This window comes from Halomonas jincaotanensis, assembly GCF_018448785.1.
Taxonomy (GTDB): Bacteria; Pseudomonadota; Gammaproteobacteria; order Pseudomonadales; family Halomonadaceae; genus Halomonas; species Halomonas jincaotanensis.
Genome location: NZ_JAHCLU010000022.1, coordinates 13,928 through 29,072, shown reverse-complemented (window position 1 = coordinate 29,072; position 15,145 = coordinate 13,928). Strand labels below are relative to the sequence as shown.

17 protein-coding genes and 6 tRNA genes are annotated in these 15,145 nt (G+C 58.9%); 10 read left to right on the top strand and 13 right to left on the bottom strand.

The genetic code is table 11. From position 1 onward, the window contains the following. Positions 1–75: 75 nt before the first annotated feature. Together KG088_RS16625 and KG088_RS16620 are read left to right on the top strand one after the other, a co-directional pair. Positions 76–163: transfer RNA gene (locus KG088_RS16625), tRNA-Ser, on the top strand. A gap of 321 nt (positions 164–484) precedes the next feature. Continuing rightward, positions 485–2,245, top strand: coding sequence for a DCC1-like thiol-disulfide oxidoreductase family protein (locus KG088_RS16620; RefSeq protein ID WP_213827295.1), 1,761 nt, complete (start codon positions 485–487; stop codon positions 2,243–2,245). Positions 2,246–2,262: 17 nt separating this feature from the next. Here the strand turns inward: KG088_RS16620 and KG088_RS16615 are convergent, their stop codons facing one another. After that, the gene (locus KG088_RS16615; RefSeq protein WP_213827293.1) at positions 2,263–2,439 is read right to left on the bottom strand and encodes a hypothetical protein; all 177 of its coding nucleotides are present in this window, start codon (positions 2,437–2,439) and stop codon (positions 2,263–2,265) included. 437 nt (positions 2,440–2,876) lie between these two features. On the opposite strand from KG088_RS16615, the gene KG088_RS16610 reads away from it, so the two are divergent. Beyond that, positions 2,877–3,101 carry an amphi-Trp domain-containing protein gene (locus tag KG088_RS16610; protein ID WP_213827291.1) on the top strand — a complete coding sequence of 75 codons (225 nt, stop codon included), beginning with the start codon at positions 2,877–2,879 and terminating at the stop codon, positions 3,099–3,101. A 72-nt stretch (positions 3,102–3,173) separates the two neighbouring features. Further along, positions 3,174–3,959: a M48 family metallopeptidase gene (locus tag KG088_RS16605; protein WP_213827289.1), complete on the top strand. Its 786-nt coding sequence runs from the start codon at positions 3,174–3,176 to the stop codon at positions 3,957–3,959. A 109-nt stretch (positions 3,960–4,068) separates the two neighbouring features. Here the strand turns inward: KG088_RS16605 and KG088_RS16600 are convergent, their stop codons facing one another. Together KG088_RS16600 and KG088_RS16595 are read right to left on the bottom strand one after the other, a co-directional pair. Next, positions 4,069–4,527, bottom strand: coding sequence for an ATPase (locus KG088_RS16600; RefSeq protein WP_213827287.1), 459 nt, complete (start codon positions 4,525–4,527; stop codon positions 4,069–4,071). Positions 4,528–4,594: 67 nt separating this feature from the next. Further along, positions 4,595–5,368, bottom strand: coding sequence for a glutaredoxin family protein (locus KG088_RS16595; RefSeq protein ID WP_213827285.1), 774 nt, complete (start codon positions 5,366–5,368; stop codon positions 4,595–4,597). A gap of 395 nt (positions 5,369–5,763) precedes the next feature. On the opposite strand from KG088_RS16595, the gene KG088_RS16590 reads away from it, so the two are divergent. Both KG088_RS16590 and KG088_RS16585 read left to right on the top strand, forming a co-directional pair. Continuing rightward, a complete protein-coding gene (locus tag KG088_RS16590) occupies positions 5,764–6,288 on the top strand; it encodes a YqaA family protein (RefSeq protein WP_250148323.1) in 525 nt (174 codons plus the stop codon). Positions 6,289–6,348: 60 nt separating this feature from the next. Beyond that, complete coding sequence (locus tag KG088_RS16585) at positions 6,349–6,807, top strand: MgtC/SapB family protein (protein WP_213827283.1); 459 nt, start codon at positions 6,349–6,351, stop codon at positions 6,805–6,807. A gap of 80 nt (positions 6,808–6,887) precedes the next feature. Here KG088_RS16585 and KG088_RS16580 read toward each other — a convergent pair whose 3' ends face one another. The 10 genes from KG088_RS16580 to KG088_RS16535 form a co-directional block, all read right to left on the bottom strand. Then, positions 6,888–7,103: a hypothetical protein gene (locus tag KG088_RS16580; protein ID WP_213827281.1), complete on the bottom strand. Its 216-nt coding sequence runs from the start codon at positions 7,101–7,103 to the stop codon at positions 6,888–6,890. Between the two features lie 152 nt (positions 7,104–7,255). Beyond that, complete coding sequence (locus KG088_RS16575) at positions 7,256–7,816, bottom strand: nitroreductase family protein (protein WP_213827279.1); 561 nt, start codon at positions 7,814–7,816, stop codon at positions 7,256–7,258. Between the two features lie 77 nt (positions 7,817–7,893). Beyond that, on the bottom strand, positions 7,894–8,724 hold the full coding sequence (gene queF / locus KG088_RS16570; RefSeq protein WP_213827277.1) for an NADPH-dependent 7-cyano-7-deazaguanine reductase QueF: 831 nt from the start codon (positions 8,722–8,724) through the stop codon (positions 7,894–7,896). A 5-nt stretch (positions 8,725–8,729) separates the two neighbouring features. Next, the gene (locus KG088_RS16565; protein ID WP_213827275.1) at positions 8,730–9,503 is read right to left on the bottom strand and encodes an ABC transporter permease; all 774 of its coding nucleotides are present in this window, start codon (positions 9,501–9,503) and stop codon (positions 8,730–8,732) included. After that, positions 9,500–10,462, bottom strand: coding sequence for an ABC transporter ATP-binding protein (locus KG088_RS16560; protein WP_213827273.1), 963 nt, complete (start codon positions 10,460–10,462; stop codon positions 9,500–9,502). Before KG088_RS16560 ends, KG088_RS16565 begins: the two co-directional genes overlap by 4 nt. A gap of 235 nt (positions 10,463–10,697) precedes the next feature. Further along, a tRNA-Glu gene (locus KG088_RS16555) sits at positions 10,698–10,773 on the bottom strand. A gap of 19 nt (positions 10,774–10,792) precedes the next feature. Next, positions 10,793–10,867: transfer RNA gene (locus tag KG088_RS16550), tRNA-Gly, on the bottom strand. 29 nt (positions 10,868–10,896) lie between these two features. Next, positions 10,897–10,972 (bottom strand) — tRNA-Glu (locus tag KG088_RS16545). Positions 10,973–10,991: 19 nt separating this feature from the next. Continuing rightward, positions 10,992–11,066, bottom strand: a tRNA-Gly gene (locus KG088_RS16540). A 34-nt stretch (positions 11,067–11,100) separates the two neighbouring features. Continuing rightward, positions 11,101–11,176: transfer RNA gene (locus tag KG088_RS16535), tRNA-Glu, on the bottom strand. Positions 11,177–11,363: 187 nt separating this feature from the next. On the opposite strand from KG088_RS16535, the gene msrB reads away from it, so the two are divergent. From msrB to htpX, 4 genes are all read left to right on the top strand, one after another. Beyond that, positions 11,364–11,765, top strand: coding sequence for a peptide-methionine (R)-S-oxide reductase MsrB (gene msrB / locus KG088_RS16530; RefSeq protein ID WP_213827271.1), 402 nt, complete (start codon positions 11,364–11,366; stop codon positions 11,763–11,765). 87 nt (positions 11,766–11,852) lie between these two features. Continuing rightward, positions 11,853–12,815 (top strand): ribosome biogenesis GTPase YlqF, encoded by a 963-nt coding sequence (ylqF, locus tag KG088_RS16525; RefSeq protein ID WP_213827269.1) that lies wholly within the window; start codon positions 11,853–11,855, stop codon positions 12,813–12,815. 60 nt (positions 12,816–12,875) lie between these two features. Further along, on the top strand, positions 12,876–14,105 hold the full coding sequence (locus KG088_RS16520) for a pyridoxal phosphate-dependent aminotransferase (protein WP_213827267.1): 1,230 nt from the start codon (positions 12,876–12,878) through the stop codon (positions 14,103–14,105). 121 nt (positions 14,106–14,226) lie between these two features. Continuing rightward, positions 14,227–15,126: a protease HtpX gene (gene htpX / locus KG088_RS16515; protein ID WP_213827265.1), complete on the top strand. Its 900-nt coding sequence runs from the start codon at positions 14,227–14,229 to the stop codon at positions 15,124–15,126. Positions 15,127–15,145: the final 19 nt, after the last annotated feature.

Genomic DNA, 15,145 nt, shown 5'->3' with positions numbered 1-15,145 from the left:
TCGAGGACTTAAGCCGTTAATGTGTGCGCCGTTCTGATGCGAAACGGCCAAGGGCCACGCATGAGGCCACATCGTGGAGGGGTGTCCGAGTGGTCGAAGGAGCGCGCCTGGAAAGTGCGTAAGCTGAAAGGCTTCGAGGGTTCGAATCCCTCCCCCTCCGCCACGAATATCGATTAAGCCGCTGATTTCAGCGGCTTTTTTGCTTCTTCACTGACTGGCGTGATAGTTAACCGCACGACACCGGCTGGTCATCCGACCCTGTAGGCCCGGTAAGCGCCAGCGCATCGGGCGTGAAGAGGGCACCATCATCACGCCGGATGCGCCTTCGGCTTATCCGGCCTACGCGAAATTCCCACCGATTTCACGCCGAATTGCGCTGAACCATTTTCGACCTAGCCTGAAACAACCAACGGTTGGCATAGATGCTGGCCATTGGTTTTTGTGATACAGATTACCGTGTTGAGAGCCGGTCGAGACTAAGGGAATGACAACCAATATCTACTATGACGGCGACTGCCCCTTCTGCCGCCGCTATGTGGACTTGTTGAGACTTCGCGAGGCAGCAGGGGAGGTGCGCCTGATCTCGCTGCGTGAGGCACCGGAAGCCTATCGAAGGTTTGAGGCCAAAGGCCTCGATCTTGACCAGGGCATGGTGGTGGAGCAGAGCGGCCGCCTCTACCACGGCAGAGAGGCCATCCATCGTTTGGCGTTGATGACAACTCGAGTTGGGTTATTCAATCGCATCACCGCCGCCATTCTTTCTCGACACTGGCTGGCAACGCTACTCTATCCTCTGATGCGTGCCGTCAGGAACGCAACACTCTTGATAATGGGCCGTCAACCCCTCAAACAGAGGAACGAGGATGAACTGGCATTGCTGCAGGTGGCAGGGCGTTTCTTCGGCCTCTTTAGCATTCTGCATGTCATCATCTATCTTTTTCGTTATACCCCTCTCGAGGGATTGCCGACTTCTCCTCTCGTTTTTTTATTCGGCCTCTATTTATTCCTTTCACCGGCGTCCGTACGCGCGTGGGTGCTATTGGTGCTTGTCCTGGCGATCGATGCCTGGCTTCAGGCGCCGCTGGCTTCCAATCACACCATCCTCAAGAATTTCTGGCTGCTGGCTCTGCTGTTGGGTGGCAGCTATGCCTGGCTTCGCGGGGTCAGTTTCGAGACGTTTTTCCAACGTGTTCGCCCGGTGGGCCAGGCGCTGTTGGTGGTCATGTACTTCTACGGTGTTTTTCACAAGATCAACACCGGCTTTCTCGATCCCGAAGTTTCCTGTGCCGTTGAACTTTGGCACAGCATGCCGCCTTTCCTGACCTGGCTGGACGCTACCTGGTTTCGCTACCTGGCCATCTACGGCACCCTGGTCATCGAAGCGGCCATCGTCCTGGCATTGTTGATCCCTCGCACCCGCCACCTCGGCATCGTGGCTGGTATCGGCTTTCACGGCCTGCTGGCACTCAGTGGCTACGCTATGTATGCGCCGTTCACGACCTTGACAATTTTCTTTCACCTGCTGTTCTTGTCGCCTGATGGGGCCCTTCAGGTTGTGAGAAGCACTCTTTGGCAGTTTATCGATCGGACTCTTAGAAAGCCGATCTTCATTTTCCTACTGCTGGCCCTGTTCATACTGATGGTTTTCTCTGCCGTGAACCGGGACTTTGTGCATGTCAGCTTTCTATGGTTAGTGGTTGCGGCTCCGCTATTATTGTGCATTGTGGTCCACGGTCGCGGAAAGCAGCATCAGTCAATACTCTGGTCGCGCTGGCATTGGCTCAACATTGTATCGCTGGCGTTCTTACTGAATGGTGCCATGCCCTATCTTGGGCTGAAGACGGCGCAGACGTTGAACATGTTCGCCAATTTGCGGCTGGAGGGGGGTGTTTCCAACCATCTCTTGATCCGAGAACCACTCAGCCTGTTCGGCTACCTAGATGATCTAGCGGAAGTGCGTCATGCTGATCCCGAATTCGGCTTAGGATTTTTTATGCAGCGCGATGACAGTCTGATCGTATACTATGACCTGCTGAATCGCATGGAACGCCATCCGGAGGCAACCGTGAGTTACATCCGTGGTGGAGTTGACTATGATGACATGACCTTTGCCGACGTCAGGGAAGAAGCAGAACAGCTTCTTCATTCACCGACATTTCGCAAATACTTTCATTTTCGTTGGGTGAGAGATTCTGAGAAAATTACCTGCGATTTGTCGCCGCCCTGGCAACCGCCTGCGGGTTAAACGGGTTCTTCGCCACTTCATGTTGATTTGGCCTGATCGAGCAGGCGTCCCACGAAGCTGCCGATCAGGTAGATCATCGCGATGGAATTCAGATCGTGGCGCTTACCGCGACGCAGGATTTGGTAGTACAGCCGCTTCAGGACAATGGCCAGATGCCCACTGGGGAGGAGGTGGGCCTCGTAGTCAATGAACATTTGTACCGTCCGCTGACGTAACACACGGGCCTGTCGCTTCGACGTGTTAATGACTCATTCCTCACCAAGGTTTGGAGCCGCCGGGAAACTCGGTAGAGTCAATCCAGGGCTTTGATCACGCTGCTGCCATACAGAAACGAATCCCGCCTCTGTATACATTAGACCCGCTAACTCATTGATTCGAATTTGGTTCTTCGACGTTTCATGTGGATTAGACCTGATCAAGCATGCGCCCCACGGGACTACCAATCAGGTATTCCGGTAGCCGCGTGCCCGATTGACGTTGGCGAATTTACTATGGTCTCGACCCTGCTCGCAGATGCCAGCAGGCCATCACTGCGGTCGCCGGGTGGAAGGTGTGATTGACCTGCTAGACTGGGTACGAACCTGCTTGCGCCACAGGCGCTGGCGGCAACAACGTCACTTAGGAGAGAAACATGGGATCCAAAGAAGAGAGGGACGTAGAAAAAGGCTACCCGAAGGCCGACTTTGTGGCCAAGCTGCGGCGTCTGGCAGATGCCATCGAGAACGGGGAACGTTTCGATATTCAGATTGCGGGCGAGCGCATTTATGTTCCAGTACGAGCCGAATTTACCATCGAACACGAGCGGTCAGTTGATGAGGAAGAAATAGAGTTTCAGATCAAATGGAAAAGCGACTAGATCAGCGACATTACCGGCTCGCTCCCCTTGATCCAGCCCGGCTGGTCACTCTCATAGTGGAGAGCTTGTATCATGCGTTTTGTCCTGCTGCTGGTACTTCTGGTCCTGATCGGTTGCGAGAAGACGCCCACCGGGCGTGTCCAATTGGCACTAGTGCCCGACACCTACATGGCCGAGATTGGTGGGGATGCTTTCGACCAGATGCGCCAACAGCGTCCCATCGAGCAGGACACCGCCGTCAACCAATTGGTGCAGTGCGTGGCTGAGGAGGTCATTGTAGCTGCCAAGGCACGATATCCGACGGCCGATATGCCCGAAACCTGGCAGGTAGTCGTCTTCGACGATCCCTCTCCCAATGCTTTCGCCCTGCCGGGGGGACGCATCGGTGTGCATGCAGGCTTGCTGCGTGTGGCGAAGACACCGGCCCAGCTGGCCGCCGTCATCGGCCACGAAGTGGGTCACGTCCTGGCCGACCATGGCAACGAGCGGCTCACCCAGGAGCTCGGAATCGAGGCTGCGCTGCTGTTGGTCGGCCTGTTCAGCGAGGGAGAGCTGCGGCAGGCGCAGTTGCTGCAGGCCCTGGGCATTGGTGCCCACCTCGGTATCGCCTTGCCGTTCAGCCGAGCCCATGAGGACGAGGCTGACCGAATGGGCCTCGCAATCATGGCGAAAGCGGGATTCGACCCGAGGCAGAGCGTGGTCCTGTGGCGCAACATGGCTGATGCCGGTGGCGACCAGCCACCGGAATTTCTGTCCACTCATCCGGCTCACGACAGCCGCATTGAAAAGCTGCAACAGAACATGGGCGAAGCACTGGAGATCTTTGGGGCTGCCCACCCGGCAGGCTGCTCCTCTTAATCTTCAGTCATCACAGTCTTCAGTCATCTCAGGTGAGGCTCATCCGGTATTAGCGTCATCCGGCCTCCCCCGACCTTCAGTCCTGCCAGAAGCATAATGAAAGTATTTGTCAGACATCTTTCATTCTTCCCGTTTGTCGAGCCAGGCGCATCGCTTCGTGCTCTTCCAACTCCAGCAGCGACTCAAGGAGCTGTTTCGCCTCGGGAATTGCTGCCTTTCCGACCAGGCTGCGGTATAGGTCGATCACCTGATCATGGAAATCGAATATTTCCCTGCAGATGCCCTCAGAGTCCAGAGACGCGTAGTGGCCATCACAGGTGCGATGCGTGCGGATCGGCCGATGCTCAAGGTAATCGTACACGTAAGTTTTAAGGGCCTTGGGATCGGCTCGCCGCTCGTACTCGGCCACGACGCGTTCCAATTCGGCCTCGTGGTCCGCCAGGTAGTCGAGCAGCATCCTGGCCCGCTCCTCCTCGTGCTGGCCGGCGCAGTGAGCGAGACACCGCGCCAGGTGTTCATGTAGCTGGCGTGTCCAGTCGATCAGGTCACCGAAGGTCTTGATATCCATCTGCCATCTCCTTGGCGGGTCAATGAGAATACGTGTAATCGTTGTCGTCAGACGACTCGGCTTGTCTTTAAAAAATGAGCATTTTCAGCGGCATCCAAATCCCCATGCCCATCATGACAAGATTTTCGGTTAACGATACAAATCCCAACGGGACATTGCTATTACCTCCCACGCAAGCGCACTTCAGTTCACGCTCGTCGATATAAACTGCTTTGAAGACGGAGATTGCACCCACTGTACCAATAAACAATGCCAACGGCGCAGCGATCCATATCAATGCTCCCGCCAGCATCAAGATACCCGCCAAGGTTTCGGCGAAGGGATAAAAATAACCGTAGCGAACATGGCGCTGAGCCAGAAGGTCATAGTTGAGAAACATGGTGCTGAAGCTTTCCACGTCCTGCAGCTTCTGGAGCCCTAACAATGTCATAGCGGTGGCAATGGCGTACTCGGGCATGCGCGATGATACGAGAGTGCCATTGGCCACCCAGCTCACCGCCAGACCGATCAGCAGGGATGTGGCAAAAATGGCGATGACCGGCTGATAGGTGGTCTCCTTGTCGCCGGGCACGCTCAACCCCAGGTAAGCACGAACCTCCTCATAGCCCCCCACTTGTTTATCGCCGATATAGACCTGCGGGGTGGTGTCGACACCAGCGTCTTCCTTGAACGCCTCAATCGCCTTGCGAGATGTGAGGGTATGATCCTCTACGGCATAGCCCTTGCGCTTAAGCAGGTCCACGGTCTTCAGGCCAAACGGGCAGAGATGCTCTTCCGTCTTCATCCGATAGACGCGGGCCGTCACATGCTGTGAAGAAGGTGTCGCAGCAGCGGGGTTCATGGGCATCAGTCTCCTTGCATTGAAAAAAATATAACTTGATCTTCAATCTAGAACCTGTGGGCAACCCAAAAGTCAAGCGTCGCGTATCGACAGTCCCCCACGAGATGACCGGATCATGTGGGGTAAACTTGTTGAGACTTTGAAGGAAAAGTCAGCAGATCACGCGCGAATATCGCGCTGACAGCCTGAATGAAAACCTCGGGACGGCGTGGTAAAGTTCGACGTCGCATTTCAGCTTTTATGACTTAATTAAAAATACACGCAAGAAAGCTATACAGCAGTTTTGTCTTGAGCCTTATCGGCTCAGGGCAAGGATGCTGGGGATAGCCATGTCACGATCATCTTCTTTTTCTGCACAAGTCTGGCTTGATCGCCTGGACAGATCTCGCCACGCAATGGTGATGCTGTTCGGCTTGTCGATGATGGAAACGCTGCTTCTCCCTATCCCCATCGAGCTGATCCTGATTCCGTGGATGCTATGCCACCCTCACCGAAAATGGACGATGGCGAGTGTGGCGCTGATGGGCAACCTCACTGCCGCCACCCTGGGCTATTATCTCGGTGTGAGCGCCATGGCGCAGTGGGGCGATACATTGATTCTTTTTTTTGGCAGTGATGCGGCCTACGAAAACGCCATCAGTCGAATCCAGCAAGACGGTTTCCTGGCCATCCTGACGGTTGGCCTCTCGCCTGTTCCATTTCAGCTCGCCATGTTGGCCGCGGGGGCGAGCGGTTACCCCTTTCTGCTCTTCTTGCTGGCGGCCATGCTGGCCCGCGGAGCGCGATATTTCGGCCTGGCAATACTCGTCAAGATAACCGGCGAGGCAGCGCTGAGTTTCTGGAGGAAACATTCAACACAGCTCGGCCTTGTTGGCTTGGTGCTGTTTGGCGTGTGGCTATGGTTCACAATGATGGTCTGAGTATGGCTACCTCAAGAACGTCCTGTACATGGTGCATTACCTCATGGATCGAGCGCGCTTATGGAATATGAGATTCCAATTCTGGACATGCTGACTCGGCTTGCCGTTGCCGTGGGACTGGCGCTACTGTTGGGTCTCGAGCGCGAGCTTCGGGGTAAACCGGCGGGGTTACGGTCGCACATGCTGGTATCGCTGGGGGCCGCCACCTTCACCATTCTCGGCATGAGCATCATGTACGAGACAGCGGTGGGAGACCCTTCGGCACGGATCGATCCCACCCGAGTCATAGAAGGCATCATCGGTGGGATCGGCTTTCTCGGCGCTGGCAGTATCATTCGAAGTGGAGGCAGCATCAGCGGTCTTACCACAGGCGCTTCAATCTGGTTGGCCGGCGCCGTCGGGGTGGCCGCCGGCTTAAATAACTTCCCCCTTGCCGGGATGGTAACCGCCCTCGCCCTGGTGATCATCGTGGTGCTTGGCTCCTTCGAGCGGGAGCTGATCAATAAGCGCAAGAAATAACGCCTCGCCTGTCCCCATGGCCAGCATTCCGTTGCATCTGGGTGATACCACGAATGTCTGGAAGAAAGCATGTGCGGCGCTTACCGCCTGATTTGCCATAACTGCAGTAGTGGCTCCTTGATGCCGTTGCGTCGGGCAACGTACTCGGCTTCTCGACGCGCATTTACGGTCTGCTCGATGGTCATCGGGCCATCATCAGGCTGACGCCGCGAGGCAGCGATCTTGTGTTCTACCCCACAGGCCGCACCGATCTCGGGGATAAATGGGCAGATGTCGGTGACATTCTGAGTGTTCATTGAAGATCTCCTGTCCAGCGAGAGAGGCAACTACTCGAGATACGGACACCGCTCTACACGGGCAGGAGTGCGACGTCCTATCAGTAACGATAGTACACACACAGTTACACTCAAGCATTATTTAATCTCGCCGGCAGGTTTCGTGCGTCGATTCAGTTCCAGCGCTCCACGAAGGCGCTGATGTCATGGTCGGCAACAGGCTTGTGTCGTCCGGCAAGCTGGCCGAGGTAGACAAAGGCGACGACCTCGTCATCGTCGTCCAGTCCGAGCCCCTTGCGCACCGTGGTGTCGAAAGCGTACTTGCCGCTGCGCCACATGGCGCCCAGGCCCTGCGCATGCGCGGCGAGCAGGACACCGTGAGCCGCGCAGCCAGCGGAGATCACCTGTTCGATCTTGGGCACATCGACGACATCAGGGGTCACCTTGGCAATCACAGCGATGATCATCGGGGCACGAAGCGGTTTCTTGCGAGCTGCATCGAGCGCTGCATCTCCGGCGTGGGGATCCTCGCGGTACTCGGCCTCGGCGAACAACTCCCCGAGCCTGGACAGCCCCTCGCCGGAAAACTCGACGAACCGCCAGGGACGAAGCTCCTTGTGGTCGGGGGCACGCAATGCCGCCCGATAGATCGCATCGAGCTGTTCTGGGGTCGGTGCAGGGCCCGTCAACTTGCCCATAGAGCTGCGTTCGTGCAGCAGCGTCATTGCATCCATGTCGGCTCTCCCAAATCGAAGATTAAACGAGAAAAGTTCTCGCTACTTTATCAACACCCTCCCGCGAGCTCATCGTGTCATTGGCGTGCCAAACGCAATGGCTGCGGTGGACACTCACCAGGCGTGCCGCGCCAGGGGCTGATATCGAGCCCTCCGCGACGCACGTAGCGTGCCAGGACCAGCAGTCGCTCGGGACGGGCACGAGTCATGAGATCGATGAAGATATGCTCCACGCAGTGTTCGTGAAAATCCTGGTGCTGGCGGTAGCCGATCAGATACCGCAGTAGCCCTTCGCGGTCGAGTTTCTGGCCTCGATAGCGAATCAGCACGCTGCCCCAATCGGGCTGGCCGGTGACGGGGCAATTGGACTTGAGCAGGTGTGAATGCAACGTTTCCTCGACGACCTGGTCCCTGACATGCAGAGGCTCTACGCTCGGAGAATAGCGATTAATGGCGATATCCAGCTCGTCCAGGCACTGCCCGGGCATCGGACGAGGCCTAAGGGCGTCGTCGTCAAGATCGAACAACTCGACCGAAACCGGCGCCTCTGCAGCGGCGGCCAGGTCCCGCTTCATGATGTCGACTACACGCTCGCGGCTCTCGAACCGGGTCTGATTGAATCCATTGAGATAGAGCTTCCAGGACTTGGATTCGATCAGGTGAGGCGACGCCGCCGGCAGCCGGAAGCGCGCCACGGCGACGATGGGCTTGCCGCGGGCGTTGAGCCAGGAGACTTCGAAGGCGTGCCACTCGTCCTCGCCGACAAAAGGTAACGAACTCGCTTCGATCCCCAGCGGTGCCCGATTGACCGCGCGCGGAATGGCGAAGAGCAATCCGGCATCGTAGGCATCCGGGTAGGCTGAGTCGCGGCCCAACGGCGCCTCGCCGAGCGAGTCGGGACGATCCATGGCACTCAACTCCTGATCCCCTTGCCCCGTTCCAGCATCCACAACGCCAGACCGAACAGCACCACAATGAAGGCCAGCACGGCCGTCAACGCCCAGCCCACCGGGATGTCGGAAACGCCCAGGAAACCGTAACGAAAGACGTTAACCATGTAGAGAATGGGGTTGAGCATCGACACGCCCTGCCAGAAAGACGGCAACAGCGAGATCGAATAGAAGACCCCGCCCAGGTAGGTCAAGGGGGTGAGAATGAAGGTCGGGACGATGGAAATATCGTCGAACTTCTTGCCCAGCAAGGCGTTGATGAACCCCCCGATGGCAAACAGCGCGGCCGTCAGCACCACCACGAAAACCGTCAATAGCGGATGCGCTACCTCAATCCGGGTGAAGAACAGTGATACGACGGTGACGATGACGCCCACCCCCAGGCCTCGCGCCATGCCCCCCAGCACGAAGCCGGCGAGTATCACCCAGTTGGGCATCGGCGACACCATCATCTCCTCGATGGAGCGCTGGAACTTGTTGGAAAAGAACGACGAGGCCACATTGGAATAACTGTTGGTGATCACCGCCATCATGATCAGGCCGGGAACGATGAAATCCATGTAGCTGTAGCCATCCATCTGGCCGATCCGCGACCCGATCAGGTTGCCGAAGATAATGAAATACATGGTCATGGTGATCGATGGCGGCAGCAGCGTCTGTGGCCAGATGCGCGTGAAGCGCTTGATTTCCTTGTGTACCAGGGTCCAGAGGGCGATGGCGGTCTGCATCGGATTCATGCACTGGTCTCCGCTGCCCGGGCCGCGGCCTGTCGCTCGTTGCCCTGCTCGACCATGGAGACGAACATCTCCTCGAGCCGATTGGCGCGGTTGCGCATGGAGACCACCTGGATGCCCTGCTCGCCCAGGGACGCAAAGACATCATTGAGCCGCTGACCACGATGCACCACTACGGCCAGCTGGGCAGTGTCGACGAGCCTGACCTCGAAACCGTCGATCGCCGGCGCCTCGTCCACCGCATGCGCCAGGTCGAGCAGGAAGGTTTCGGTATTCAGCTCGGCGAGCAGGTCACGCACGCTGGTGTCGCGAACGATCTCGCCGTTATTGATAATGCCGACATTGCGACACAGGCTCTCTGCCTCCTCGAGATAATGCGTGGTGAGGATGATGGTGGTGCCCTCCTCACGATTGATGCGGCGCATGTACTCCCACATGCTGCGGCGCAGTTCAATGTCCACGCCGGCGGTGGGCTCGTCGAGAATCAGCATCTTCGGCCGGTGCATCAAGGCGCGGGCGATCATCAGACGACGCTTCATGCCACCGGACAGCATGCGTGCGCTGCCGTTGCGCTTGTCCCAGAGGCCGAGGTCGGTGAGTAGCTGCTCAGCACGGGGAAGCGCCTTACGACGCGACATGCCGTAGTAGCCGGCCTGGGCCAACACGATATCGAGGACCTTCTCGAACTGGTTGAAGTTGAATTCCTGGGGCACGACGCCGAGATGGTACTTGGCCTTGGCAAAATCCCGGTCGATATCGATGCCGAAAATCGTCACCTTGCCGGCTGTCTTCTGCACCAGCGAGCAGACCACCCCCAGCGTGGTCGACTTCCCTGCCCCGTTGGGACCGAGCAGCGCGTAGAAGTCACCGTCGGCGACATCGAGATCGATGCCTTTCAGGGCTTCGAAGCCGTTGCCGTAGATCTTGGTCAAGCCACGGATGGAGAGTGCCGGTTCGGCCATAAACAAACCCGTCGTGAAGGAAAGAACAAAAGCAGGCTCATGACATTGGGGTAGGCCATCCATACTTCAAGACGGCAACGCAGGTACGCCCGCTCCGGCAAGAGCAGAAGTCGGCCGACGAAGGGCATGGAAAGGACATGGATAAGCAAAAAGCGAACAGGAAGGGAAGGTAATCGCGACAGACGATGCTTACAGCGAAGCTAATCCGCTTATATAAACCCTAGGGCTAGCGAAGTGGCGTCCCATAGGGGGTTCGAACCCCTGTTACCGCCGTGAAAGGGCGGTGTCCTGGGCCACTAGACGAATGGGACACATAAGATATTTAGAATCTGGAGCGGGAAAGGAGATTCGAACTCCCGACCCTCGCCTTGGCAAGGCGATGCTCTACCACTGAGCTATTCCCGCAAGTCTCGCACTGGCTGATAACAGGAAGATGGCGTCCCATAGGGGGTTCGAACCCCTGTTACCGCCGTGAAAGGGCGGTGTCCTGGACCACTAGACGAATGGGACGTATACACTCTTTCGAACCTGGAGCGGGAAAGGAGATTCGAACTCCCGACCCTCGCCTTGGCAAGGCGATGCTCTACCACTGAGCTATTCCCGCACTATTCCTGTTTTCCGGCACCTGACGAGTCGAGTGGCGTCCCATAGGGGGTTCGAACCCCTGTTACCGCCGTGAAAGGGCGGTGTCCTGGACCACTAGACGAATGGGACGCATGTCTCGATCCATCGAGGTGGCGCGAATATTACCGAGCCCTCCCGGGGCTGTCAAGCCGGGTTCCGGCCTCGTTGAGCCCTCGTGACCGCGGTGCGAAATCCACCGCGAAAAGAGGCGCCGGATGGTGCCACAATGGGCCTATCGGCTAGGCCGCCGATGCCGCCACTGAACAGGAGACTCGCCATGCGCAGCAAGATCGAGAAGAGCGACGCCGAATGGCGCGAAAAACTGACCCCCGAGCAATATCGGGTGGCCCGCGAGAAGGGCACCGAACGCCCCTTCACGGGCGATTACCAGGTCACCGACGAGCACGGCATCTACCACTGCGTCTGCTGCAGCGCCCCCCTTTTCGAGAACGAGCACAAGTTCGATGCCGGCTGCGGTTGGCCCAGCTTTGACCGGCCGTTCACGGCGGGTTGCGTAGCGGAGCATACCGACACCAGTCACGGCATGCAGCGCACCGAGGTGACCTGTGCGCGCTGCGACGCCCACCTGGGCCATGTGTTCCCCGACGGTCCGCCGGAGACCACAGGGCTGCGCTACTGCATCAACTCGGTGGCCGTGCAGTTCCACGCCGGGGAGTAGCCGCCCTGCCCGCTTTCGCCAGCCTGTTTCGGCCGTCATTCTGCTATGATGACGGCCGTTTTATTCAAGGCTTCAGGAGAGGCGACAATGCTCGGCTGGTTCCCGGGACACATGAACAAGGCACGCCGCCAGATCCTGGAAGCGCTGCCGGAAATCGACGTGGTGATCGAGGTTCTCGACGCCCGCCTGCCCTACTCCAGCGCCAACCCCATGCTCGCCGAGCTGACCCGCCACAAGCCGGTGCTGAAGATCCTCTCGCGGGCCGACCTAGCCGACTCCGAGCGGACCCGCGAGTGGACCGCCCACTTCGATGCCCAGCCCGACACCCGGGCCCTGGCTGTGACGACCACCCAGGCCAGGGAGCTCAAGCGCATCCCCAAGCTTTGTCACGCGCTGGCGGGCCAGATACGTGCTGATCGCGACGTACGTGTCATGGTCATGGGCATCCCCAATGTGGGCAAGTCGACACTGATCAATGGCCTGGCCGGCCGCAGTATCGCCAAGACCGGCAACGAGCCCGCGGTCACCAAGCGCCAGCAACAGGTGCGCATCGGGGGCCGCGTGGCGCTGACGGATACCCCTGGGGTGCTGTGGCCAAAGATCGAAGACCAGGCCAGTGCCTTCCGCCTGGCGGCCAGTGGCGCCATTCGTGACACCGCTATCGATTACGTCGAGGTCGCGCTGGTCACGGCGGCCGAACTCGCCCGGCGTTATCCCGAGGCCCTCAAGGCACGCTACAGGCTCGAGACACTGCCGGCCTACGCGCCTCACCCTGAGGCCGAACGCGTCGAGGCCGACGGCCCTCAGCCACTCGACCTGTTGGCGATTGCCGGCTTCGACGGCCACGCCATTCTCGGCGAGATCGCCAGCAAACGTGGCGGCCTGCGCGCTGGTGGTACGATCGACTTTCACCGTGGCGCCGAAGTGCTGCTGCATGAGCTTCGCGACGGCAAGCTCGGCCGGATAACCCTGGAAACGCCGGCCGACATCCCCGAACCCGAAACGGCGTTTGAAGCCGAGGATGGCGCCGCTCCCAGCGACTCCGCATAATCACCGAACCCCCGGCTTGCCCGCGACCAAGCCCGCACGACCACTGAAGACTGGAAGCCCATGGACACCCACCCGATCCGAAAATCTCACAAGCTGCATAACGTCTGCTATGACATCCGCGGGCCGGTGCTCGACCATGCCAAGCGCCTGGAAGAAGAGGGGCAGCGTATTCTCAAGCTGAACATCGGCAACCCCGCCCCCTTCGGCTTCGAGGCCCCGGAAGAGATCCTGCAGGACGTGATGCGCAATCTGCCCACCGCTCAGGGCTACTGCGATTCCAAGGGGCTCTATTCGGCGCGCAAGGCCGTAATGCAGGAATGTCAGCGCAAGGAGATTCCCGGCGTCGGCATCGAGGACATCTATATCGGCAACGGCGTCTCGGAGCTGATCGTGATGGCCATGCAGGCACTGCTCAATGACGGTGACGAGGTGCTGATCCCCGCCCCGGACTATCCACTCTGGACGGCCGCCGCCAACCTCTCGGGTGGGCGTCCCGTTCATTACCTCTGTGACGAGCAGGCCGACTGGGCGCCGGACATGGCCGATATTCGCGCCAAGATCACCAGTCACACCCGGGCCATCGTCATCATCAACCCCAACAATCCTACCGGGGCCGTTTATCCACCGACCGTGGTTCGCGAACTGCTCGAAATCGCCCATGCGCATGACCTGGTGGTGTTCTCCGACGAGATCTACGACAAGATTCTCTACGATGGAGTCAGGCATGTCTCCACCGGCGCGCTGGCCGGCGAGGACCAGTTGGTGGTGACCATGAACGGGCTATCGAAGAGTTACCGCTGTGCCGGCTTTCGCTCCGGCTGGATGATCCTGTCGGGGCACCTGGCCAAGCAGCGGGCAAGCGATTTCATCCAGGGCATCAATATGCTGGCCTCGATGCGCTTGTGTGCCAACGTACCGGCCCAGCACGCCATCCAGACCGCGCTGGGCGGTTATCAGTCGGTCAATGACCTGATCCTGCCCGGCGGGCGGCTGCTCGCCCAGCGCGACATTACCTACGAAAAGCTCAACGCCATTCCCGGCGTCAGCTGCGTCAAACCCAAGGGGGCGCTCTACGCCTTCCCGCGGCTCGACCCGAAAGTGTTCAACATCCATGACGACCAGCAACTGGTGCTCGATCTGCTCCTGCAGGAAAAGATCCTGCTGGTGCAGGGCACGGCCTTCAACTGGCCGGAGCCCGACCACGTGCGCATCGTGACGCTCCCCTGGGCCGACCAGTTGGACGATGCGCTGGAGCGCTTCGCGCGCTTCCTTTCGCGCTATCGTCAGTAGCACGCAATAATACCAACAGCCACTTGAAACCTGAGCGCGCCGGCCGTATCTAAGCCACGACTTGTATGCCGACGAGCCGCGAGGGTCGGCTCTGCCAATCGCTTGATGGAGATATCGCCGCATGATGAGAATCCTGCTCTTCCTGGGCACCAACCTGGCCGTAATCATCGTTGCCAGCATTACCCTACGCCTGCTGGGGGTGGAGTCCTACCTCGAAGCCAACGGCATGAACATGACCGGGTTGCTGATCTTCTGCTTCATCTTCGGCATGGCCGGCTCGATGGTGTCGCTGTTTATTTCCAAGTGGATGGCCAAGCGCAGTACCGGCACCGTAGTGATCGAACAACCCAGCAATGCCACCGAGAAGTGGCTGGTGGACACCGTCGCCGAACTCGCTCGCGAGGCCGGCATCAAGACCCCCGAGGTGGGCATTTTCCCTGCCCAGCAGTCCAACGCCTTCGCCACCGGCTGGAACAAGGACGATGCGCTGGTAGCGGTATCGGCCGGCCTGCTCAACCGCATGCGCCCCGAAGAAGTGCGCGCGGTGCTGGCGCACGAGATCGGCCACGTCGCCAACGGCGACATGGTGACCCTGGCGCTAATCCAGGGCGTTCTCAATACCTTCGTGATGTTCTTCGCCAGGATAGTGGCCCAGCTCGTCGACAGCTTCCTGCGTCGTGACGACGGGGGCGGGCTTGGTTTCATGGGGTATTTCGCGGTGGTCATCGTTGCCGAGATCGTGTTCGGGCTGATCGCCTCGATGATCGTTGCCTGGTTCTCGCGCTTCCGCGAATACCGTGCGGACAGCGCGGGGGCACAGCTTGCCGGTTCGGGCGCCATGATCAACGCCCTGGCACGCCTCAAGGCCGAAACCCAGATGCCCGACCAGATGCCGGACACCCTGACGGCCTTCGCCATTACCACCGGCCAGACCCGCAAGATTATGGAGCGTGTCTTCGCCAGCCACCCGCCGCTGGATGACCGTATCCGGGCACTCAAGGAGGCCGCGTATCGGCAATAAGCCGCTCTACGCCATGCAA